Here is a 22,099-nt window from a genome sequence, read left to right on the forward strand (position 1 = left end):
AACTTTTCCGCGCACCATTCACTGCGGCTCAACAGCGGAAGGGATTTCATTTATTTGTGCCACTGGACTCTCCGAGTGCTATGCGAATCGTCGGCTGCCAGGTTGTCTCGGCATCGCGGTGAGTGACGACGATCTTCGTGCACGGGAGCGCGCGGATCGCCTTGGCGATCTTCGCTTCCGTGGCGGTATCGAGGGCGGAGGTCGCTTCGTCGAGAATGAGGATCGGTGCCTGCTTGAGGAGGGCTCGGGCGATCGCGACTCGTTGACGCTCACCGCCTGACAGTGCGTTTCCGTGGTGGCCTACTGATTGCTGAATCCCGAGCGGTGATTGTTCGATGACTTGACCGAGTGCGGCTTGTTTTGCCGCATGGATGATCTCTTCATCGGTGGCCGATGGGTCGCCGAGACGGATGTTGTCGGCCAGTGTTCCGTCGAACACGACGGGATCCTGCGGCACATAGCCGATCTGTTTCGCGAGATCTTCGTATCGCATGTCTGTGAGGTCGACCCCGCCGAGTTCGATACGCCCATTGTCAGGATCGTCGAACCGCATCAGCAGGGAAAGCAGGGTGCTCTTGCCGCTTCCGGTCGGACCAGTGATGATCGTCGTAGAGCCCTCGGGCACCTCGGTAGAGACCCCTTGCAGCACGGTAATGTGCGAGACATCATTCACTGTCATCGCATGGCCGACGCTCTGGACAGATTTGGTCGGCTCGGGTAAGACCGGGGCCGAGAGCACCGCACGGTACCGGTTGATCGTGGTGCGCAATTCGTTGATCGAGACCCCCGCCAGGGCGAGAGCATCCAAAGGTGCAGATGCACGGGCGGTGAGGATGATGAGCGCCAGTACGGTAGCCGGGTTCTCCATGGCTGTGGACGCGATGAAGAGGAGGACACCAGCGAGCGGCAGAATGCTCGCGAGACTGGAAACGAAGGTCGCGGGAGCCGATACACGATTCGTACGCGCGAGCGCAGCCTCATGCGTGTCCCATGTGTCTTCCAGGCGTGACACCGCACGGTCTGGCCCTGCGGCGGTCCGCAACAGTTCGAGATGATCGACGAATTCCAGGGATGCCTCCGTGGCGGCCTGCTCGGCTGAGTTTCGTCCAGCGTCTGCTTGCCTGAGGGCTCGTTGAGCGAGTAGTTGTGCGAGGAACGCGATGATCACAAGCCCGGCCACCAGAAGCATGGCGAGAGGGCCAGCAACCACGGCGATACCGACAAGCAAGAGAAGCGGTATAAGCGGCGAGAGAATGAATGTCTGCAGCTGATGGGCCGGAACACTCATCAGGGCGGGGATCGACTGTCCGGCGACCGTGCCGACAAGAGCCCGGTTCTTCTCGGTGAACCACGAGAGTTTGGCGTGGGAGAAGGCCGCGCCAACTCCTTGGAAGAGATCTCCAGCCAGCCTTGCCCCGGTGAGGTAGCCGGTGCGCGAGACAAGTACGGTGATGAAGAGTGCGACTGCGGCTGCCGTGATCACCATTCCCGGTGGCTGATGCTGTGTGATCGCAAGGGCGAGCACGGTGTAGGCTGTCGCCTCGGCCAGCGCGACAAGTGCCCAACCAAGTGAAATGAGGACCAGTCTGCGCCGAGCCGCCTTCGGGAAGGTTTGGGTGTGCTGCATGTTCATCGGATTCCTCCGGATACCGTGACCGAGTTGCCGGTGAGCTTGAGGTGTGCTGTGGCGTCCTCGACCAGTTCATGGTCATGGGTGACGATCAAGAGCGTCTTCGATTCCTCTGCGGCGAATGCGCGTAGCTCGCTGACTAGCCGCCTGCCCGTTTCGTCATCCAGCGCGCTGGTGGGCTCATCGAGCAGGATCACAGGGGCATCGGTGAGGAACGCGCGGGCGAGTCCGACTCGTTGACGTTCCCCGCCCGACAACGTTGTCGTCGCGGTATCCAGGGGAAGGTCGAGTTGCGCACGTCGAAGCGCGGTACTCATCGCATCATCGGTGGCTTCAGGGGTTGACAGCCCAATATTTTCCCGGATTGTCCCGGCGAGCACGTCCCCGCCTTGTGGGATGAGCAACACGGAGTTGGATGCCGTTTTCTCACTGTTCGCCTCTCTGAGGGGGTATTGGATCGCGCCCCTTTCGAGCTTTTCCAATCCAGCGATTGCGCGTAGCAGCGTGGTTTTGCCGCTGCCGCTGGGACCGGTGATCGCGGTGAGTAATCCCGGAGGGAAGGTGTGAGAGAGATTGTGAATGAGGGTTCGGTCATCCTGATCAATCCGCACGCCGATGAGCGCGAGTCCGGGATCGTCACTGTGATCGGTTGATCCCGTGACGGTCGGTTCACGGAGCACGGCTGTGATGCGTTCGGCGCCGGCGCGACCCGCGCGTACGTAGTCCAGGCCATGGCCGAGGCGCAATGCCGGGGTGACCACGGCCAGCCCGAACAGCAGCATGGCGGTAAGTACTTCCGGCTCTTGGTCGTAGCCGATGGCGTAGGCGATCGCATAGGTTGCGACGGCCTGGAGTAGCGCCACCGCGACGGAAGATAGTGTCGCAACCCGTCGCACCCAGGCGACCATGTTCTCGGTGAAGCGGCGTGTTGCGTTGACATAGTCGGCGGCTGCTCCGGCCTGAGCGCTGTAGATACGGGACACGCGAATGCCACGTGCGTAGTCGTCGACAGCGGTCCTGATGTCCGTCATCACACGGACCGTTTCGGTTCCGTGTTTCGCTGAGCTTCGCGGCACGATGAACAGGTAGTAGGCCGCGGCCAGTAGGCCAGGGATCAATGCGACTAGGGCAAGGGGACCCGCCACTGTGACCAGTAAAATGGTGGTGGCGAGGGGAACCACCGCGAGGGTTGCGATCTCTGCGGGTAGATGTGCGACGGTGTGATGCAGTGCGACGATGTCTTCGCCTACCAGTCGTCGTAACGCGTCAGCGCCGTACCGTGAGATGGTGCTCATCGGCATGTTCGCTAGATGGCGGGCCGTATCGCGCCGTAGACGGGCAGAAAATTGTGCCTCCCCGTGATGGGCGAGCCACGACGAAATCGACAGGAGCAGTCCTCCGATGAACCAGCAGATACATGCCCAGATCGCGTGCGTGAGTGACGCCGCAGCAACGATCTGCACGGTGAACCAGAGGGCTCCGAGTATGGTGAGACCACCGAGCGCTGCTGCGGCAACCGCTGCGGTGAGTACCGGGATCGCGGGTCGCAGCGCGGCCGCAATGGGTGACGCCGGTTCAGGTGCAGGGCCATTGTTGAGTGCAGGCATTATTCGGTGCCTCCTTTCTCGATCAGCGTTTCCTTCTTCCGGTGCCGGTCTCGTCCGAGTGGTACTACCTGCGGGGTTCCTGCGACCGGATCTGGGACGACGAGACAGCGCAGGCCAAACACCTGCGCAACCAGGTCGGACGTCAGGACCTCGGCCGGTGGGCCTTCGGCGACGACACCGCCGTCCTTCATCGCGACGAGATGCGTTGCGTATCGGGCGGCCTGGTTGAGGTCGTGGAGAACAGCGACGAGGGTGTGCCCGGCAAGGTGGAGGTCGGTGAATAGTTCCATCAGTTCGATCTGATGAGTCAGGTCAAGGAACGTCGTCGGCTCATCCAGCAACAGGATTTCGGTCTGCTGTGCCAGCGCCATCGCAACCCAGACTCGCTGTCGTTGCCCGCCGGAGAGTTCGTCGACGAGCCGGTCTGAGAGTTCATGGATGCCAGTCGCTGCCATCGCGGTAGAGACCGCCTGCTCATCGTCCGGCGTCCACTGCCGGATCAGTTTCTGGTACGGATACCGGCCGCGGGCGACCAGATCAGCGACTCTGATCCCATCGGGAGCCAGCGAGGTCTGCGGCAGCAGTCCCAACTTGCGTGCGACCTCTTTGGCCTTGTACGAATGGATGTTCTGCCCATCAAGCACCACCTGCCCGGATCCCGGTTTCAGGAGCCTGGACAGCCCACGCAAGAGTGTCGATTTGCCGCACGCATTCGGTCCGACGATGACGGTGAAAGACTCATCGGGAATCGACACCGACAAGTTTTCGTTGATGACGCGCTTGTCATAGCCGATCGTGGCATTCACCGTCCACAGTCGACTTGTCGGTACGGACAACTCGGCGGTGCTAGCAGCGGCGAGGGGGTGAGCGTCCACTCGTGTCATATGCTTCTCCTTGTTTCACGAATAAGGAGCCAGATCAGGTAGAGACCACCCAGGCTCACGGTGATGAGGCCAACCGGAACGGGCCGGTAGACCTGCGCGATCACGAGCGACAGCAACTGCGCGAGAGACAAGAGCGCGGCTCCCATGAACGCGGCCGAAGCCACGGTCACCCCCGGGGTCCGTGTCAATCGCCTCGCGAGCTGCGGCGCGGACAGTGCAACGAACCCGATCGGACCGGCAGCCGCTGTCACCAACGCGGTCGTCGCAACTCCCAGGATCAGCAGCAGCGGGCGAGCAACGGAAGCGTTCACCCCCTGAGCGAGTGCCGCGTCGTCACCAAGTTCCAGTTGTCGCAGAGCCGGAGCCAACAGCGTCACTCCGATGAATACAATCAGGCCCCCGATGATGACGGGGACAAGCGAATGCCATCCGACGCGACTGAGCGACCCGGCCGCCCAGAAACCGACGCTCATCGCATCGGTGATCTCGGCGCGAGTGATGAGGTACGCGTTGATCGATCCCAGCATCGCGGAAACTCCGATGCCGACGATGATGAGCCGAAACCCCTGCACGCCTCCCCGATAGGAGAGCAGATACACCACGATTGCGGTGAGCAGCCCACCGACCAGAGCTGCTGCGGCGATGTACCAGTACTGATTCGCGCCAATGACAAGGATGGTGAGCACCACGGCCGTGTACGATCCTGCGTCGAAGCCGATCACATCCGGAGATCCCAGGGGGTTGCGGGTCAGCGATTGGAAGATTGCACCACCGATCCCCAGTAGCGCTCCGAACAGGATTGCCGCGATCGCGATGGGCAGACGCCATTCCGTCACGATCAGGCGATGGAAGTCATCGCCCTGGCCGAAGAGCGACTGGACAACCTGGGCAGTTGTCAGTGGATAGTCACCGATTCCAAGGGACAGTACTGCAACGGTCACCGCGACTACGGCGAGGATCGAGTTGATCGCAACGCTCCGTGCGCTGAATCTCAGCGCGACGGCGCGCTGAGTACGGATTGTGCGATTCCGGTAACCGAAATCGATCTGTCGTGGGATTTGAATAGTGGATTTCATAGCCCGGATGCCTTTCGCCGGCGCACGAGCGCAATGAGGACAGGGGCACCGATGAGTGCGGTGAGCACGCCGGCCTCGATCTCGCCCGGTCGGGTGATCACTCGTCCCAACACGTCTGCGATGAGCACGATGGAGGGTGCCGCGAGGGCGGTGTAGGCGATGATCCATCGCTGGTCGGGTCCGGTGAACCAGCGCACGATGTGCGGGACCATGAGACCGACGAACGCGATACCTCCGGTGAGCGCTGTTCCGCCACCTGCGAGGAGCGTCACGGCGATGATCCCCAAAATACGAGTGCGGGTGACGCTTGCTCCGAGCGCGGTCGCTTGGTCGTCTCCCAGCGCGACCGCGTTCAAGGAGCTGCTGATCAGTGCGGCTAACAGGATTCCTACCGCCAGAAACGGGGCAACCGAAGCGGTGTCATCGAGTGAGGCGCGAGAGAGGGAACCCAACCCCCAAGCCCGGAAGGAACGGAACGTCTCCTGATCCATCAGTGTCAGAAACGTTGAGAAAGCTGAGAGGACAGCGGCAAGTGCGATACCTGCGAGCACGAGTGTGACGGGAGAAGAAGCGCCTCGTCCCGCTGACCCGATCAGGTAGACGAGCACCGTGGCAAGTATCGCACCGATGAACGAAAACCAGATGTACCCGGTGATTCCTCCGATTCCGAACAACGCCACGCCAACGACAATGGCGAACCCAGCTCCCGCATTTACGCCGAGAATACCGGGATCAGCAAGCGGGTTGCGTGTGATCGCCTGAATGAGCGCGCCCGAAACACCAAATGCCACACCAGCAGCAATCCCCACAACCGTGCGAGGTACTCGTAATGTCCAGACAATGGAGCTTGCCTCGGAGCTATCTGGAGAGAGTACGACCCGCCAGATCTCGCTGATGGGCAACGGGTTCGCGCCGAATGACAGGCTTGCTGCCAGAACCACCACAAGCAACGCGAGCAACACAATCACACCCGATATTCGACGGCTGCTTGTTGGGAGGTGCCCTTCTCCCAGCGCACCGCACGCCTCGCGCGCACGTACTAACGAAACAGTCATGACCGATCTTTCGTGTTGTTCAGCTATCGCGGCACCACGGACTGCTAGACCCGTGGTGCCGCGATAGTCCGTGACCCGAGTTAGAACACGTCCGCAATCTGGGGAACGACGCGCTCGACGGCCCAAGCATTGCCGATGGGTCCGCCGCTGGTGATTGCCCACAAGAGATCGCCGCCGTCGTCAGTTTTCGGCGGCAGCTGGACAAACTGACCGGACGATACCGCTCCCAGGTTTTGGAACAGGTCGCGACCTGTCAACTCCTGCATTTCGGCTTCGCTCGCGGCTGCGCTCTGTCCAAGGATGAGGACGTCGGCGTCAATCTTCGATAGAAGTTCATCACTGACCTTGGTATCCGTCACGAATTCCGTGGCGTTCGGGTTCTCGCTGAAACCGAGGTCGGCCAGGAATGCAGCGGGCGCGGAGCCAGGCTGTGAGAAGTAATGCAGTCCGTTTGTTGGGCCGTAGTAGATCGCCCAGGTCGCGGTGAGCCCGTCGAACTCGGGATGATCTGCACGCACTTGCGCGAAGAGTTCATCGTGTTCCGCAATGACAGCTTCGGCCGCGCCGCTAAGGTCTAGCGTCTCACCTAGAACGCGGATCGAGTCCTGCCAGGGAATGATGCGTTGAGACGATTCCGGGCTTGTCACCACCGGGGCTATCTCGGAGAGCTGCTGGTAGTAGTCACGCAGTTCGCCGTAACCGGGCACCCAACCTACGGTGACGATGAGGTCGGGGTTGCTCGCTGCGATGGCCTCGATGGGGATGTCTTCGCCCATCATGAACTCGTAGGTGTCCAGCTCGGCTGATCCATGCTCTTCGAGGTAGCCGCCCTCGCTTACGAAGTTCGAACTCAGAACGGGCGTGACCCCTAAGGAAAGCAGCAGTTCGGTGTCGATCGCGTTCGGGACGATCGCTGCGACCCGCTCAGGGCGCTCCTTGAGGACTGTCTCCCCGTACGGTGATTCGAGCGTCAGAGGGTAAGTCGTCTTGCCCTCAGCGGCAGGGAGCAGGCTTGATTCGCTTGCGCCGGGCTCTTCAGGACTGTCGTTGGAGTCCGGGCTCGTGGAGCAGCCCGCGATGAGCAGGATTGTCGCGAGGATCGCCCCGATACTGGCAGCGACGCGGGAGCGTCTGGTCTTCTTCATTCGTGTTCGCCTTTCTATAGTTCAGATTGTTCATTGACGAGAGGGATGGTCATGAAGTCTTCGTTAGGACATCGGCGATGCGCGGAACGAGATAATCTGCGGCCCATTCCTGCCCGATTGGTCCGCCTACCGTGACCGTCCAAAGTAGGTCTCGGTTGTCTTCGGTCTTCGGTGTCAGCTGAACGAGATGTCCGGACATGACAGCGCCCAGATTCATGAAGAGGGTGTTCTCGGTGACAAGCTCGTGCATCTCTTCGTCACTCGCGTTTACGGTCTGGCCTAGCAAGAGCACATCCGCATCGATTTGGGTCAGCAATTCATTGCTGACCCACGGGTCGCCGACGAACTGATCCGCTTTGGGGTTGGGAATGAAACCAAGCTCGCTGAGGAAGAGTTCTGTCCCAGATCCCGATGGAGACATATAGCGGAGGCTATTTGCGGCCCCGAAGTGGAGAACCCAGCTAGTGGTGAGACCCGCAAATTCCGGGTGTTTCTTTCGTATCTCGGCGAAATGTTCTTGGTGATGTGCGATAACTTGTGTTGCTGCGTCTTCGAGGTCGAGCGTCGATCCAAGGAGGCGAATAGAGTCTTGCCAAGGGATGAGTTGTTGCGAGGACGTGTCGGGACTGGTCAGTACTGGGGCGATTGACGTCAATCGGTCGTAGTAGTCGCCAAGGTTGACGCCACTCAACCCGTCTGTCCACCCCACCGCCACGATGAAGTCAGGGTCGCTAGCTGCGATGGTCTCTATCGGAATGTCTTCACCGGACACGAACTCGTAGGTTTCAATTTCTGCTGCCCCATGATCATCGAGATAACCGCCTTCACTCACGAGACTTGACGTGAGAATGGGGGTCACCCCAAGGGCGAGAAGCAGCTCAGTGTCGATCGCTGTCGGGGCGACCGCTGCAATGCGTTCAGGACGTTCCGGCAGAACAGTCTCACCGAACGGTGATTCGAGCGTCAGCGGATAGCTTGTAGTCTGCTCGGCCGCTGGCAGTAAAGATGCTTGCTCAGGGTGTCTTGTTGCATTATCGGATTCGGGCTTTGCCGAGCAGCTTGCAGCGAACAAGGAAATGGTGAGAACAACACAGATGGTGCTGAGGATGCGAGAAGGCTTAGCTTGCGAACGGCTCATGGTGTCCCTATCTGAATTGAGGAAGGCCGCGTCCTGGCGACCGGGCTGAGGAAGATCGAAACGAAAAGAACGAGGAGGGGAATGACGAGCGCTCCGCGTAGCCCGGCACGTTCGCCGATGAAACCAAGTAGGGGTGGAGCAACCAGGAACGCGATATATCCAATGACGGTCACGAAAGCAACACGCGTTGCCGGGTTCTCTCCTGACGCGCCAGCCGAGGAGATCGCTACAGGGAACCCGAGAGACGCGCCTAGCCCCCACAACACAACTGCAAATCCCGCCACGACCGAATTGTCAACAAAAGCAACGAGCGAGATGCCAATAACGGCACTCAGAGCGCTCGCTCCGAGCACCCAGGCACGCCCGAACCTTTGAACAACCGGTCCTCCCAAGAACCGTCCGAGCGTCATTGCTGCGGCGAAGACCGCGAAGACCGTCGAACTGAGCGCCGGATTCAGACCATGCCCGTCGACCATGATGAGGGGTAGCCAGTCATTTGCCGTGCCCTCAGCAAACGCCATTGCCAGAACGATAACTCCGATGAGCCAAACAGAAGAGTCGCGCCATACGGCTCGCTCAGCACGGTAAACAGGACTCTTCCGCTTCTGTCGGCGACCGGTCGCGGTTGGTAAGAAGCGTATGCAAACGAGCAGGATCACAATGCCGGATAGCCCGATCGTCAGCAGATGCATGACAACTGAGAAGTCCGCTGCGGTAGCAACAATCCCGAGTGCCGCACCGATAAGGGTGCCCAAGCTAAACGAGCCATGTAGCGCTGGCAGGAATGGCCTGCCAGTGATGGCTTCGACATCAGCGCCCTCTACGTTCATTGCGATCTCGCTACCGCCCATGCTCAGACCGAACAACGCCAATGCCGCGATGACGAATCCGTCGATCTGGGCTGCCGCGCCAAGACCTACGAGGGGCACGCTCACGGCGACGCCCAACGTGCCGAATGCGATCAGTGGCTTTGCGCCAAATCGGGCCAACAACGGCCCTGAACAGAGAATCCCCACCATCGCGCCGAACGCCAGGCCGAAGATCACGAGCCCCATCTGCGCAGTCGAAGCCCCGAGCAAATCGCGAATCGCTGGTGTGCGCGTGACCCAGGAAGACATGGCCAGACCCGGCAATAGAAACAATGCACAAAGCGCCAAGCGGCGTGCCGCGAGGGTGGTTGACATTGATTGCCTTTCTTTATTGCTGGTGCCCGAGAACCACTGAGCGGGTGGGATAGGTCGTGGGTGAGGGATGCAGGTTCCCTTCGCCTCACTTGCCGACGAGTCCGGCCGCACCCCGCTTCCAGTAGCCCGTGAAATCGATGTCGGACTTTGGGACACCGCGTTCTTTGACCAAGAAACGGCGCATCTTTTGCACTTCGGCTTGTTCACCAGCGAGCCAAGCAAACGGTTCACCTCCTGGCCAGCTCAAGCCTTGTATCGCGTTGAGCAGCGGGTGCCGCGTGCCAGCATGGCGAGGAATCCAGGAGATCTCGATTCCCTCAGGGGCAATGAGCTCTTGCCGATGATCGGCGTCCGCCACATCAATAAGTACCTGACCACGCGCATCGTGGGGTAGTTCTTCGAGGAGCCGCGAAATAGCAGGAATCGCAGTATCGTCACCCGCAACCAGAAACCAATCTCGACCGGTAGGTAGGCTCTGGGTCTTGCCCGGTCCCGCGATATGGATCGGGTCACCTGGCCGTGTCCGCCGTGCCCAGTCGGCTGCAACCCCGTGCCCATGCAGCACGAAATCAACATCCAACTCACGCGATTGCGAGTTGTAACGTCGCACCGAGTATGCCCGTGCCAGGGGGCGTCTACCCTCCGCGAACGTTACCCGGCCATCCTCAATCACAGGCAACACAGGCTCGCTCTCACCTGGATAAGGGAACAGTAATCGGATATCGTCATCGAAACCCGGTGAAGTAAAAGCGGGCTGTGGTTTTCCTTCTGGTGAGGTGAACTCTCCCAACTGGCTCCCCGAGAGCGTGATCCTTTTCATCCCCGAAGTCACGTCCACCACGCGGACTACAGCAAGCTGACGTAGCGCTACTGGAACCAAGCGCAACGTACGTGCAGACACACTCATAGACAATCTCCTTACATCGACAGAACGGACCATCCCCACAAGCATCGGCACACATGGGCTCACTAAGTAAGGGTATCCTTACTTAGGTCGGATGATTTATCCGTAAGCGCAGAGTTCGCATACTCTGATGCTGATGCCTGACTTGTGAACGAAGGATCATGCTCGTGCTGTTCGATCCACCACCGGTGCCTGCTTCCCAAGCAGTGGCTGTGCGCAACACACGTGACCCCTCCCTCTTGTGGGTGCACGCGGGAACCGCGGAGGTTCGCACAGCGCAACAGCAGTACCCGCTGTCTTCCGGGCAGGGCATATGGTTGCCTGCTGGCATCCCCTACACCGTGGAGGTGGGCGCTGACTCAGTCGCATTCCCGATCTTCCCGGCCGCAGGAACCCGCGCACCGACGCTCGACCGACCGCAGCGCATCGACCTACCAAGCAGCTGGTCCGAGTGGCTGATCTACCAGTTCGCACGGAGCATCGGCTACCTTCGGGGCGCGACCTCCGACACCAGCCTCCTCGATCTGGTTGCCGGGTCTCGCTACGCGACACCTAAGGAAGAAGCGCGGCCTATAGAGCAGGTGCCAGTGCCTCCGATGCCCCGCTCACCTGAAGCCGTGACGGTCGCGCACTCGCTGCTCCAGAGACCCGATGATCCCTCCGAGACGACAGACCACGCACGAGCAGTTAATATCAGCGTTCGCACTTTGCAACTGCAGTTTCTGCAAGAGACAGGACTTCCATTCGTACGGTGGCGCACCGCTGTACGCGTGGCCGCCTCAGCCGCCCTGATGGATGCTGGCCACGAGATCGGCCAAGCAGGCAGGCAGGTCGGCTTCTCCACTCCCGCTGGATTCACGAGAGCATTCCACACACAAACTGGAATGACCCCCCGCCAGTACAAGAAGGCGCGGCCTGCCATTGCCCGCCGCGACGGCAATTTCGCTGGCACTCCCAGTGAATTGATGCTGCAGCAATTGCAACCACAGGAGGCGCCCAATGAGGCCTCCCCACCGCTCATCCCCGCAACGCAGACCTGGAATAGGATCAACGATTTCCACGTCCTGGTATGGCTCTACCGCGGTGCCGCGCGGGTAACGGTCGGCGAACGCACACGACGACTCCGACGCGGCGACGCCATCTGGCTTCCCGCAGGCGTTCGCAACAGCATTACGCTTTCACGCGGCGCACTGCTACTGCCTCTCGGATCACGCCACGGCACACCGGAAACGCGACTTCCTCGCAACCTCGTCCAGCGGTTCCCAGATGAGGCTGAGCTCTACCTGCTGCACACCTTCGTCGCCAATTACAGCCTTGTTCGCCCTAGGTCGCACGATCCTAACGGGATCACGCACTCATTTCTCAAGCATGCCACGAGGACGCGAGCCCGAGCAGCCGAAGACCCAGCGGGTACTACGCCCGTTTACAAGATCATCCGTGCCGTGCGCAACGATCCGGCGGATCGACGAACTCTCACACAGTGGGCGCAAGTACTCAATGCCGACGCAAGAGACCTCGGCCGCGCTTTCCTCGCGACTACGGGACAAAATTATGTGGCCTGGCGATCGGAGGTACGCATGACCGAAGCACGCCGCTACCTAGAGGAAGGACTGGGGGTCGCGCAAGTATCTCGAAAACTCGGCTACGCACATCCGTCAACATTCACCACGGTCTTCACCCGAGCCCACGATATGTCCCCGCGTGAATATCAACGCCATGGTTGGCAACACACTGACGAATCCCTCATTATCCGGTAGGGTCCTACGCGTGGTGTTCGCTGAAGGCTGCCCACCATGTGCCGCGTGCCCGTAGACGCACGGATGCTCAGTTGTAGATAACGATAGAAACGCGGGATACGTCAGCCGCCTAATCCTGGGTAACAGCGTGCCGCTTCGACGGCGGCGGTCGCTTGTAGTGGTAGAACGCCGTTCCCAAGGGTCATAAGCTGCTCGTTTGCTGTTAGTTTGTGCCCCGCGTCGGTGACCCACCCTCTCGGTAATCCCATCAACCATTCCACGAATTCGGGAGCCGGTCGTGGCTTGTCGAATTCATCCAGGAGTGCGGGAGCGGGAGCGTCATGTCCGGTCACGTGCTTCCATCGCGTAATGGCCGGTGCATATTTTCCCCACTGTCGAATATCTGCTCGACCAGTGTCCACAACGTGTCCGATTCTGCTGGTCTGATCGGTGAGCCATCCGGTCCGTGGAGTGCGAAGTCGATGATCTGGTGTGAGAGTGCAATCGTTCCTCGTCTGGCTTTCACCCGATCCAAGGTCTCTCTGCCGCGAGAGGAGTCCGAAGCCAGCGGGGTTCGGAAGAGTTTGCCGGTGGGCAAGGATGAAGATGCGGAAGCGGTGATGGGGAGCGCCAATGAGTGACGCGGGTAGACCAACCCATTCCGCATTGAACCCGAGGTCGGCCAGATCGCCGAGTACGGAACCAAGCGCGCGAAGAGATCGGGCTGACTCGTCTCCCAGACCCCACGGGTCGGATTCCACTTCGCAAAGGGTTGTGGCCCCCAGGGTTGCGGTGAAGGGGTTGCGTTCGCCATCGGGTGCTCCTTGCGTCGGGGGTCTGGTTGCAGGTGCAGACAGTAGTCCGCGTACGTTCTCGATCACGACCCATTCGGGTTGTAACACCTCGATCGCGGTGGCCATGTTCGCCCACAATCCGGAGCGGGTACCGGGTGCGAGCCCTGCCTGTTTCCCAACGGTGGAGACGTCTTGGCAGGGGAACCCGCCGCAGACAATGTACACCGGGGGCACAGTCGTCCAGTCGATGGCGGTGATATCGCCGAGGTTTGGCACGTCGGGCCAGTGATGGGAGAAGACGCGAGCGACGGGTTCGTTGATTTCGGAGAACCAGATGGTTTCGGCAATAAATTGGTGTTAGACGGCGAGGTCGAGACCTCCGTATCCAGAGAATTAGGCCGATGTCGGCATAAGCTGAATAATGATCCGACGCGCAGTCGTCGGCCAGTTGTGGAATCGTGCATACGAGGCTCCGGATGATTGATGAGTTCCAGCCGAAGCCACTCGGTGCTAGCTGCTGGATTGATCACCTGTCAGGTGCACCACGAACACCCCTGTCCTCACCGCCCTTCTTCCCGGCACGCGCGGACCCACATCGCGGAGCCATGCCTCGTCCTCCCGCGCGCTCCACCGTCGAGATCCCCGCTCTAAGGCACCACGCGTCTTGCAGAAGAGGCTCGAACGCCGCGAGTAAAATCTGAGTTGACCGTCCAAACACGCGGTCGCTGACGCTTACCTGTCGTTCAGGAGGCGGTAGCGATGACGGTTTCGATGCGCGTGATGAGCGCGGGTGACGGCTACAAATACCTTCTGCGCACTGTCGCGGCTGTGGTGATGGAGATCGGTTGATCTCGACCCCGTTGACGCGCTACTACGCCGAGCAGGGATCACCACCCGGTAGGTGGGTCGGGCAAGGCCTTGCCGGGATCGGTGCCGGTCAACTCAGTACTGGTGACCAAGTGACCGAAGCGCAGCTCCAGCTGCTGGTGGGGATGGGACGTGATCCCATCACCGGTGATCCCCTCGGCCGTGCCTATCAGTCCTTTGCGCCCGTTTCGGAGCGAATCGAGACTCGCGTAGCAGAGCTGGATGCCTCGTTGTCGCCTGCCGCTCGTGCGGAACAGGTCGCGCAGATCGAAGCCGAAGAAACCGAACGGGGTACCCGTCGTGCCGTAGCTGGATTTGATTACACGTTCTCGATACCGAAGTCCGCGTCGGTGTTATGGGCAGTTGCCGATGCAGGGACGCAAGCGCTGATCGCGCAGGCGCACCATGCCGCGATTGCGGAGGTGGTTGCATTCATCGAGCGCGAAGTTGCAGCCACGCGAGTCGGTGCAACCGGCCCCGATGGTGCCACAGCTCAAGTGGATGTCACTGGGGTGATCGCCACCGCATTCGATCACTACGACTCCCGTGCCGGTGACCCGCACTTGCACACGCACGTCGTGATCTCCAACAAGGTCCAGACCGCGCAAGACGGCAAGTGGCGCTCCCTTGACGGCAGACCGATGCACGCCGCCGTCGTCGCACTTTCAGAACTCCACGAGGCAGTGTTCGCTGACCACATGACCCGAACATTCGGAGTCGAATGGGAAACCCGGGACATGGGTCGTGACCGTAACCCCGCATGGGCAATCACCGCTGTGCCTGAGGAATTGGTGACGGAGTTCTCGACTCGTTCCCGACATATTGAAGTCGGGAAGATCCGCCTCATCGACGACTATATCGACAAGCACGGCAAGCAGCCGTCCACGGCGACGATTCTCAAGCTCCGAGCCCAGGCAACCCTCGCAACCCGACCCGAAAAACAGGTGCGATCCCTGGCAGAACTCACCTCAGATTGGCGCACCCGCGCAACCCGCTTACTCGGTCAAGACGCAACCCGGTGGGCACAAGACGTTGCAGCCAACTCTCCCGCGACACTGTTGCGCGCTGACGATGTACCCCTCGATGTGACTGCTGAGATCGGGCAGGCAGTCGTGGAGGTAGTGGGTGAGAAACGGTCGACGTGGCGGCGCTGGAACCTGCACGCCGAAGCGTCCCGGCAACTCATGGGATGGCGCTTCGCCTCCATGTTGGATCGTGAAGCCATCACCGGGCTTGTGGTTGATGCGGCCGAAAATGCGTCCCTCAGGTTGACGCCACCTGAACTAGCGTCGAGCCCTATCGTCTTCCAACGACATGATGGCACCAGCAGGTTCCGCCCGAAGCACTCCACCGTGTATTCCTCCGAAACCCTGCTTCAAGCAGAAGACCGCCTCCTGCAACGTTCCCGCGCCACGGCGTCACCGACTGTGGCGCTTACGACAGTCGAGCAGATCACCCGGCTCCCTGATGGTGACGGCCGAATGCTGAGCGATGACCAAGCGACCGCACTCGCGTCGATAGCCGTGTCAGGGCGGACTATCGACGTGCTTGTAGGGGCAGCCGGTGCCGGGAAGACCACCGCGATGAACGCGCTCCGCCGTGCATGGGAACACGAACACGGAGCCGGTTCGGTTGTCGGCCTCGCACCGTCAGCTGTCGCCGCAGACGTTCTCGCTGAAGACCTCGGTATCACTACAGAGAACACTGCGAAGTGGTGGCACAACCACCTCACCCACGGCACCACGTTCACGGCAGGTCAACTCGTAATCATTGACGAAGCGAGCCTCGCCGGTACTCATTCACTCGATCGCATCACAGGACTTGCCGAAAAGGCAGGCGCGAAGATACTGCTCGTTGGCGACTACGCGCAACTGCAATCCGTAGACGCAGGCGGAGCGTTCGCACTGCTGGCCGGTGACCGGGACGACGCACCCGAACTGATCGATATTCACCGGTTCACCCATGAATGGGAAAAGACCGCATCCCTTGAACTTCGGCACGGCCGCACCGACATCATCGACACCTACCTCGATCATGACCGCATCCACGACGGTGACGAAGACACGATGACAGACGCCGCATATGCGGCCTGGCGTGCAGACACCGCGGCGGGACTCGTGTCGGTGTTGATCGCGGAGACCAATGAGACCGTCACCGCACTCAACAACCGTGCCCGGGCAGATCTGATTCTTGACGGTGCTCTACACCCGAGTCGTGAGGTGGAACTCAATGACGGGTCGTTGGCGGGTGTCGGGGACACGATTATTACTCGACGTAACGACCGGCGACTGCGCACGAAAGACACATGGGTGCGCAACGGTGCACGTTGGCACATCACCCAGGTCCGTGACGACGGCTCACTCACCGTACGAGCCATCGGGCGTCGTTTCGGAGGCGCGATCGTGCTGCCTGCCGCGTACGTGTCTGAGCACGTTGATCTCGGCTACGCCGTCACCGCCCACAGAGCACAAGGCATCACCACCGACACCGCACATACAGTTGTGACTACGACAACGACACGGCAGAACTTCTACGTCACGATGACCCGCGGCCGCAACGCCAACCACGCTTATGTCGCCGTAGACAAACCCGATGATGCGCACAGCCAGCCCCACCCCGGTGATAACAGCGATGCCACTGCCAGATCCGTGCTCTACGGAGTCATGCAACACGTCGGCGCTGAACTCTCCGCCCACGAAACCATCACGGCGGAGCAGGAACTGTGGGGCTCGATCGCGCAGCTCGCGGCCGAGTACGAGACGATCGCGCAAGCAGCACAATACGACCGCTGGGCGACCTTGCTACATGCGAGTGGCCTCACACCTGAACAGGCTGAAGACGCGCTTACCTCCGATGCGTATGGTGCACTATCGGCGGAGTTGCGACGAGCGGAAGCGAATCACCACGATGTGGATCGGCTCCTGCCACGCCTCGTACAGGCACGCAGCGTCGAGGATGCCGATGACATCGCATCGGTACTGCACGCGCGACTCGTCAAAGCCACTGCTCGTCCAGCCGGGTCAGGACGGACGCGAAAACAGCCACGCCTGATCGCAGGACTTATCCCACACGCCGAAGGAACCATGAGTCCAGAAATGCGGCAGGCACTCAATGAGCGACGCGAGCTGATCGAGCAACGCGCCGATGCACTCGTTGACCAAGCCGTCGATGAAGCAGCCGATTGGGTGCAGCCGCTCTTCCCACAACGTCAGAACGAGCACATGATGACTGGTTGGCGGCGGCGTGCACGCGTCATCGCTGCCTACCGCGACCGGTACCAGGTCAGCAGCAGTGATCCACTTGGCCCAGTGCCGGAGCGTACTGCGCAGAAGATTGACTATGCACGAGCCCAAGCAGCGGTCATACAACTTCGTCCATCGACTCAACCACCTTCACACCGTGAACAGCAGCGACAGGTCATTCACGCCCTCGGACTCTGAGGCCAAGAAGGTCTCGGGCTTCCCTCCTGTCAGTGCTTCGTCGTATCCTGGTGACAGAGGCGGATACTCCTTCAACGCGCCACTTGTGGCAGACGTTCCAGGTCCCTCTTCAACGCATCGCCTCGTCGGAGTTGTTCGTGCGATGGAGAGGAACGAGATCGTGATCCGCTTGCTCTGGACTGGAAGCGTCCATACCCGAAATTTTCTGCGTCGGTACATGCCAACCAATATCCTGCTTGATGCGATCCGCACCCCACGCGGTCTCAAACGGGGTGTGCCAGCGATGCTGTTGGCGATCCCATACTTCTTGATCGCGGCAATCCTGGTACAGGTCATCAATGATGGTGGCCCAGCTTGGCTCAATGTGCTTGTCCTGTTGAGCATTTGGAACGGACTCAAGATGTTGTGGATCGGCCCGTTGAGTCTGATGCTGCTTGCTCGTCTCCAGGTCAACCGGCTCAAGGCCAGACCCAGAATTCAGCAGAGAACCCAGCATACGTTTGGTGAAGCTGCTGAATATCGTGATTTAGAAACGGCGCGCTGATCCGCGTCATTATCTACACATGCATCTCAAGGCCAAACGATCCGTACTGCGATCGTTGATCTCGTGGGTTCCGTCAGAGATCACGGTGAGCTGAATGAGCGGCACGAGCACGTGCCGAGTATCTTTCCATACGGAACGCTTCGACGCCAAGTTGCGGCATCGAGCCGGAAGACGGCTGCTTCTCGGAAAGCGCCCGTACGTCGTTGGCATTGGTCACGACACTGGCGATGCCCTGGGCAATGAGCCGATGCGGGCCATAACTCGCGGCACTTGTCACCGACCCCGGCACCGCACCGACGCTGCGCCCCAGCGAGTATGCCTGCTGAGCCACCAGCAGCGAGCCCGACCGTGAACCAGCTTCAACGATCGTCGTTGAACCAGAAAGTGCAGCTTCGATGCGGGCACGGGCCATGAACCGTGCCCGTGTCGGCGTGGCTCCCGGCGGCTGCTCGCTCACCAACAGTCCGACATCGCTCACACGTCCAAACAAATCTCGATGACCCGATGGGTATGGACGGTCAATTCCACCGGCCATCACCGCAATCGTATGACCCGCAACAGCCAACGCAGACCGGTGAACTTCACCATCTATACCGTATGCGCCACCAGCAACAATGACTTTCCCGTCACTGGCAAGGTCAGCAGAGATCTCGTTCGCGACCTGGACGCCGTAGCTGGTTGCCGCACGTGCACCCGTGATCGTAAAGCGATCACTCTCTGGCATTGCGAGTAGCGACTCCTCTCCTTCGACCCAGAGGACATAGGGAGCACCATCGCCTAGATCGTGGAGCGACCCCGGATAGTTGCCATCGCCGGGAATAAGCGTCTTGAAGCCACCGTGTTCTGTGAAGTCGAGTGCTTCTTGGATCAGTCGTGGTTCCACCCGGGCCATCAAGCGTTTACGCCACAGCTGAGATTCCACGTTATCCAAACCAGGTACCAGTGCGTCGTCGGTAAGAATCGTGACAGTGCTGACTGCGCCGTGAACCGCAAGGAGATGCCCCGTTGTCGCATCAGTGGGGTCAGTGATCACGGCCAGGGCGATCCGTGCCGCACGTTCGTCCGTCGCGAGTGTCAAGAGCGTGTCCATGTTCCCGGTCCCTTCGTCGTTGAAGGAAAGGTGAGTTACCAACGCCATCATTACCTAACGATCAGAATCTTTCATCAGACGTTGTTTGGCCACACTCGCATCGAAGAACCGCCCAAGTTTTTACAGCGGCTGGCTGTCAGACTGGTGGGAAAATCTGTCGTCCAGTAGAGTGAAGGTGAGGCCAGTTCACGGAAGATACGGGAAGATGCCAGAAGACAACGAAATCTTGACGGCTGACGAAGCTTCGGCTTTGCTGCGGGTGTCGACTAAGACAGTCCTTGCGCTTGCACGCGCAGGTACATTGCCTGGCGAAAAAGTAGGACGTGCTTGGCGTTTTTTGAAAAGTGACGTTTTGATGTACGTGAGTGGACCAAGTGAGACGAAGGGTGGCGCGGCGGATGAAAAATAGGTTCAGATCGACTTTTCGACGCTATGACACCATGAACATTTGCAGGATACGTCTCTGTTTTCAGCGTCTGAGTCTACCTACCTTTACTCACGGAAGAGGCTGCTGATCATGTTAGACACTTCGACTTGGCCAATCATTGAACTTGATGTGCTGAAGGACATACGTTTAGATCCGAAGAATGTTCGTCTCGAAATCGCTGATGCGAAAGTCGAAGCAGACATTATCGAAGATCTATTTGTCAATGAGGACGCTCTAGGGCTCGTTGAAGGCATCTGCAAAATCGGGTATCTGACGCATGAAACGCCAGTCGTTCTTGATCGGCACGGTAAGTACGTGATGGTCGAGGGGAATAGACGACTTGCCGCGCTTAAGTCAATTCAAAACCCTATGTTGGTGCCAGATTATCAAGCTCGAATTAGCGCTTTTGCAAAACAGTTACCTGATAGGTCGTCACTTGCGAAAATTCGGGTAATGATTGCTCCTGGTCAAGATGAAGCAGACCAACTTATCGCTGCCATACACACTGGAAACTTAAGGCGAGCCTGGACCCCCAGCAGACAGGCGGCGTTTTTTCAAGCTCAGATCGACTCCGGCCGAACTTTGAACGAGCTGGTTTCTCGCTATCCGACGATTGACGTCACTAAGTTCGTTCGTCGCGCGTTAATTATTAACTTGTTCAAATCCGTGCACTTTGACGATCCGGAGTTGCAAGACTTCTTGAATACTAAGAAGTGGGCTCGCGGTCTTTCTACACTCGCACGTATCTATGAGTCGAAAGAATTCGTTGAGCTGATTGGCCTGACAATGGAGTCAGATGGGACGCTCTCGAAAACAGTGTCCGACGAGGTTTTCAAAGAGGTGGCGACCGAAATTGTACGAGGCATGTTCGAAGAGAACATCAACACTCGAAGTCTGAATTCAGTGAAAAGTCCTCGATACACCCAATTAATGGCCGAATTACGGCGAATAGTAGCATCAGCTCCAGATACCCAGCACGCTGATCCATCTTCAGGAGATCCTGACCATACTGCCGGGGCTGGTGCCAACTTGGGTGTCGCGCCGAGTGGAGGGGGCGGCAGCTCGTCTGGGGCAAGAGCCACAGGTAGTGGATCGTCGCCAACCGCGACTACCTCCCGGACAAAGTCACCTGCAAAGAAGTCACCGGTGAAGAAGAAAGCTAAACCCCGAAACTTAGATTTGGGTCAAGTAAAGGCCCCAGACACCTACCCGGAAGCCTTAAAACTTCTCCTAGGAGAGCTGTCCGAAGTTGACGTGCAAAAGTTTCCGAATGTGACATTTCTAGCGATTCGAGCAGTCCTAGAAAAGTCAATCAAGGCTTTCGCGGAACACAAAACTATCGACATAGGTAAAACTAAACACAACAATAAAGGTCGAGTGCAATTGGGTAACGCGTTGAGTTGGCTTCTCGACCACGTAAATACCAATGGTCCGAGTCATTTGAAGCAACCGATCAAGGGGGTCCAAACTGGCTTCCTTGTAACATACACCTCGACCGCTGACTCATTAAACGCTATTAATCACAATCATCATTTTAATGTTGACAGAGATCAAGCATTTGCGATGTGGGCATCGATTGACTCAATCATGAGATATTTGATGAAACCATGAGCGCCGTAAACATTAGTGTGACGAGCAGACGCCCCCGCATTTCCCCGCTGCGTTACCCAGGGGGGAAGTCCGCCCTATATTCCCGACTGAGGAAACTCATTCGAGACATGGACATGGCAGGCTGTACTTACGTTGAGCCGTACGCCGGTGGAGTTGGGGCAGGCCTAAGCCTACTTGTTACAGGGCAAGTGGAGAAGGTCGTGATCAATGATCTCGATCCGGCGATTTACTCGTTCTGGTTGACAGTCAAGGAGCATCCAGACTACTTGATCGAACAGATTCAAAGCGTCTCTTTAGACGTGAACGAATGGCGTAAGCAACGCGAGATATATCGAGCCGTCGACACAAGCAATACTAAAGAATTGGGTTTCGCTACATTTTTCTTGAACCGAACTAATCGTTCGGGCATCCTCAACGGCGGTCCAATCGGTGGACTGGAGCAAACCGGAAACTATAAAATCGATGCTCGGTTCAACCGCGACGGTCTTACAGAGCGAATGCGAATTCTGGCACTTTACGCCGACAGTATCATCGCGACTAGACAAGACGGCAAAGATGTGATTGCCCAATTTGCAAGCCAGAACGATGCTTTTATATATGCCGACCCACCATATTTCGAGAAGGCTGGCTCTCTCTACCTCAACGCTTTTACGGCAGAGGATCATGTTCACTTAGCGGAGATATTAAATAGTTTCGCTACTAGTCGATGGATTCTAACCTACGATAATGCCCCTCAGGTCGCTGAACTATATGCAGAGCGACGTCGGAGAGAGTTTCAGTTGAATTACTCCGCTCACCGAGTCGTGAAGGCTACTGAAGTAGCAGTGTTATCTGACAGTCTTCCGGAGATTGGAGAAGGTTGGAAGATTGACGCATAACACTAGAAGCTCAGTTGAGTCCCGCATAGTGGTGTAGCGCGCGGTGGTCCGGCTCGTCGTTCACGACGTAGACGCGGTCACCGTGTGAT

General features: G+C 58.9%; 16 protein-coding genes and 1 pseudogene. 6 read left to right on the forward strand and 11 right to left on the reverse strand.

The genetic code is table 11. The features are described from left to right. Positions 1-46: 46 nt before the first annotated feature. From MHJ63_RS03350 to MHJ63_RS03390, 9 genes are all read right to left on the reverse strand, one after another. On the reverse strand, positions 47-1,633 hold the full coding sequence (locus MHJ63_RS03350; RefSeq protein WP_052048183.1) for an ABC transporter ATP-binding protein: 1,587 nt from the start codon (positions 1,631-1,633) through the stop codon (positions 47-49). Then, positions 1,630-3,237 carry an ATP-binding cassette domain-containing protein gene (locus tag MHJ63_RS03355; protein ID WP_035754243.1) on the reverse strand — a complete coding sequence of 536 codons (1,608 nt, stop codon included), beginning with the start codon at positions 3,235-3,237 and terminating at the stop codon, positions 1,630-1,632. The genes MHJ63_RS03350 and MHJ63_RS03355 overlap by 4 nt, the downstream gene beginning before the upstream one ends. Further along, positions 3,237-4,121: an ABC transporter ATP-binding protein gene (locus MHJ63_RS03360; protein WP_035754242.1), complete on the reverse strand. Its 885-nt coding sequence runs from the start codon at positions 4,119-4,121 to the stop codon at positions 3,237-3,239. The genes MHJ63_RS03355 and MHJ63_RS03360 overlap by 1 nt, the downstream gene beginning before the upstream one ends. Then, a complete protein-coding gene (locus MHJ63_RS03365; protein ID WP_035754240.1) occupies positions 4,118-5,197 on the reverse strand; it encodes a FecCD family ABC transporter permease in 1,080 nt (359 codons plus the stop codon). Before MHJ63_RS03365 ends, MHJ63_RS03360 begins: the two co-directional genes overlap by 4 nt. Then, positions 5,194-6,252, reverse strand: a complete 1,059-nt coding sequence (locus MHJ63_RS03370) for a FecCD family ABC transporter permease (protein ID WP_052048182.1) — start codon at positions 6,250-6,252, stop codon at positions 5,194-5,196. The genes MHJ63_RS03365 and MHJ63_RS03370 overlap by 4 nt, the downstream gene beginning before the upstream one ends. A gap of 80 nt (positions 6,253-6,332) precedes the next feature. Beyond that, a complete protein-coding gene (locus MHJ63_RS03375; RefSeq protein WP_035754238.1) occupies positions 6,333-7,397 on the reverse strand; it encodes an ABC transporter substrate-binding protein in 1,065 nt (354 codons plus the stop codon). A gap of 49 nt (positions 7,398-7,446) precedes the next feature. Beyond that, positions 7,447-8,535 carry an ABC transporter substrate-binding protein gene (locus MHJ63_RS03380; protein WP_035754236.1) on the reverse strand — a complete coding sequence of 363 codons (1,089 nt, stop codon included), beginning with the start codon at positions 8,533-8,535 and terminating at the stop codon, positions 7,447-7,449. Continuing rightward, positions 8,532-9,719, reverse strand: coding sequence for an MFS transporter (locus tag MHJ63_RS03385; protein WP_035754234.1), 1,188 nt, complete (start codon positions 9,717-9,719; stop codon positions 8,532-8,534). The genes MHJ63_RS03380 and MHJ63_RS03385 overlap by 4 nt, the downstream gene beginning before the upstream one ends. Before the next feature lie 85 nt (positions 9,720-9,804). Further along, complete coding sequence (locus MHJ63_RS03390; RefSeq protein ID WP_035754232.1) at positions 9,805-10,626, reverse strand: siderophore-interacting protein; 822 nt, start codon at positions 10,624-10,626, stop codon at positions 9,805-9,807. Positions 10,627-10,784: 158 nt separating this feature from the next. Here MHJ63_RS03390 and MHJ63_RS03395 point away from each other — a divergent pair, with 158 nt between their 5' ends. Beyond that, positions 10,785-12,380: a helix-turn-helix domain-containing protein gene (locus MHJ63_RS03395; protein ID WP_084590268.1), complete on the forward strand. Its 1,596-nt coding sequence runs from the start codon at positions 10,785-10,787 to the stop codon at positions 12,378-12,380. Between the two features lie 101 nt (positions 12,381-12,481). Here MHJ63_RS03395 and MHJ63_RS03400 read toward each other — a convergent pair whose 3' ends face one another. After that, a complete protein-coding gene (locus MHJ63_RS03400) occupies positions 12,482-13,501 on the reverse strand; it encodes a DNA cytosine methyltransferase (protein ID WP_308313754.1) in 1,020 nt (339 codons plus the stop codon). Positions 13,502-13,912: 411 nt separating this feature from the next. Here MHJ63_RS03400 and mobF point away from each other — a divergent pair. After that, positions 13,913-17,460 (forward strand): annotated as a pseudogene (gene mobF, locus MHJ63_RS03405) (MobF family relaxase). A 160-nt stretch (positions 17,461-17,620) separates the two neighbouring features. Continuing rightward, positions 17,621-18,004 carry a sulfate permease gene (locus MHJ63_RS03410; RefSeq protein ID WP_239446167.1) on the forward strand — a complete coding sequence of 128 codons (384 nt, stop codon included), beginning with the start codon at positions 17,621-17,623 and terminating at the stop codon, positions 18,002-18,004. A 73-nt stretch (positions 18,005-18,077) separates the two neighbouring features. Here MHJ63_RS03410 and MHJ63_RS03415 read toward each other — a convergent pair whose 3' ends face one another. Further along, a complete protein-coding gene (locus MHJ63_RS03415) occupies positions 18,078-19,094 on the reverse strand; it encodes a DNA-processing protein DprA (RefSeq protein ID WP_052048189.1) in 1,017 nt (338 codons plus the stop codon). 205 nt (positions 19,095-19,299) lie between these two features. Here MHJ63_RS03415 and MHJ63_RS03420 point away from each other — a divergent pair, with 205 nt between their 5' ends. The 3 genes from MHJ63_RS03420 to MHJ63_RS03430 all read left to right on the forward strand — a co-directional run bounded on the left by MHJ63_RS03420 (position 19,300) and on the right by MHJ63_RS03430 (position 22,010). Continuing rightward, a complete protein-coding gene (locus MHJ63_RS03420) occupies positions 19,300-19,503 on the forward strand; it encodes a helix-turn-helix domain-containing protein (RefSeq protein ID WP_035754225.1) in 204 nt (67 codons plus the stop codon). Positions 19,504-19,611: 108 nt separating this feature from the next. Further along, entirely contained in the window at positions 19,612-21,132 is a 1,521-nt protein-coding gene (locus MHJ63_RS03425) for a hypothetical protein (RefSeq protein WP_035754223.1), read from the forward strand. Next, complete coding sequence (locus MHJ63_RS03430; protein ID WP_035754221.1) at positions 21,129-22,010, forward strand: DNA adenine methylase; 882 nt, start codon at positions 21,129-21,131, stop codon at positions 22,008-22,010. The genes MHJ63_RS03425 and MHJ63_RS03430 overlap by 4 nt, the downstream gene beginning before the upstream one ends. Positions 22,011-22,099 lie beyond the last annotated feature (89 nt).

The sequence above is a fragment of the Pseudoglutamicibacter albus genome, assembly GCF_022346425.1.
Classification (GTDB): domain Bacteria; phylum Actinomycetota; class Actinomycetes; order Actinomycetales; family Micrococcaceae; genus Pseudoglutamicibacter; species Pseudoglutamicibacter albus.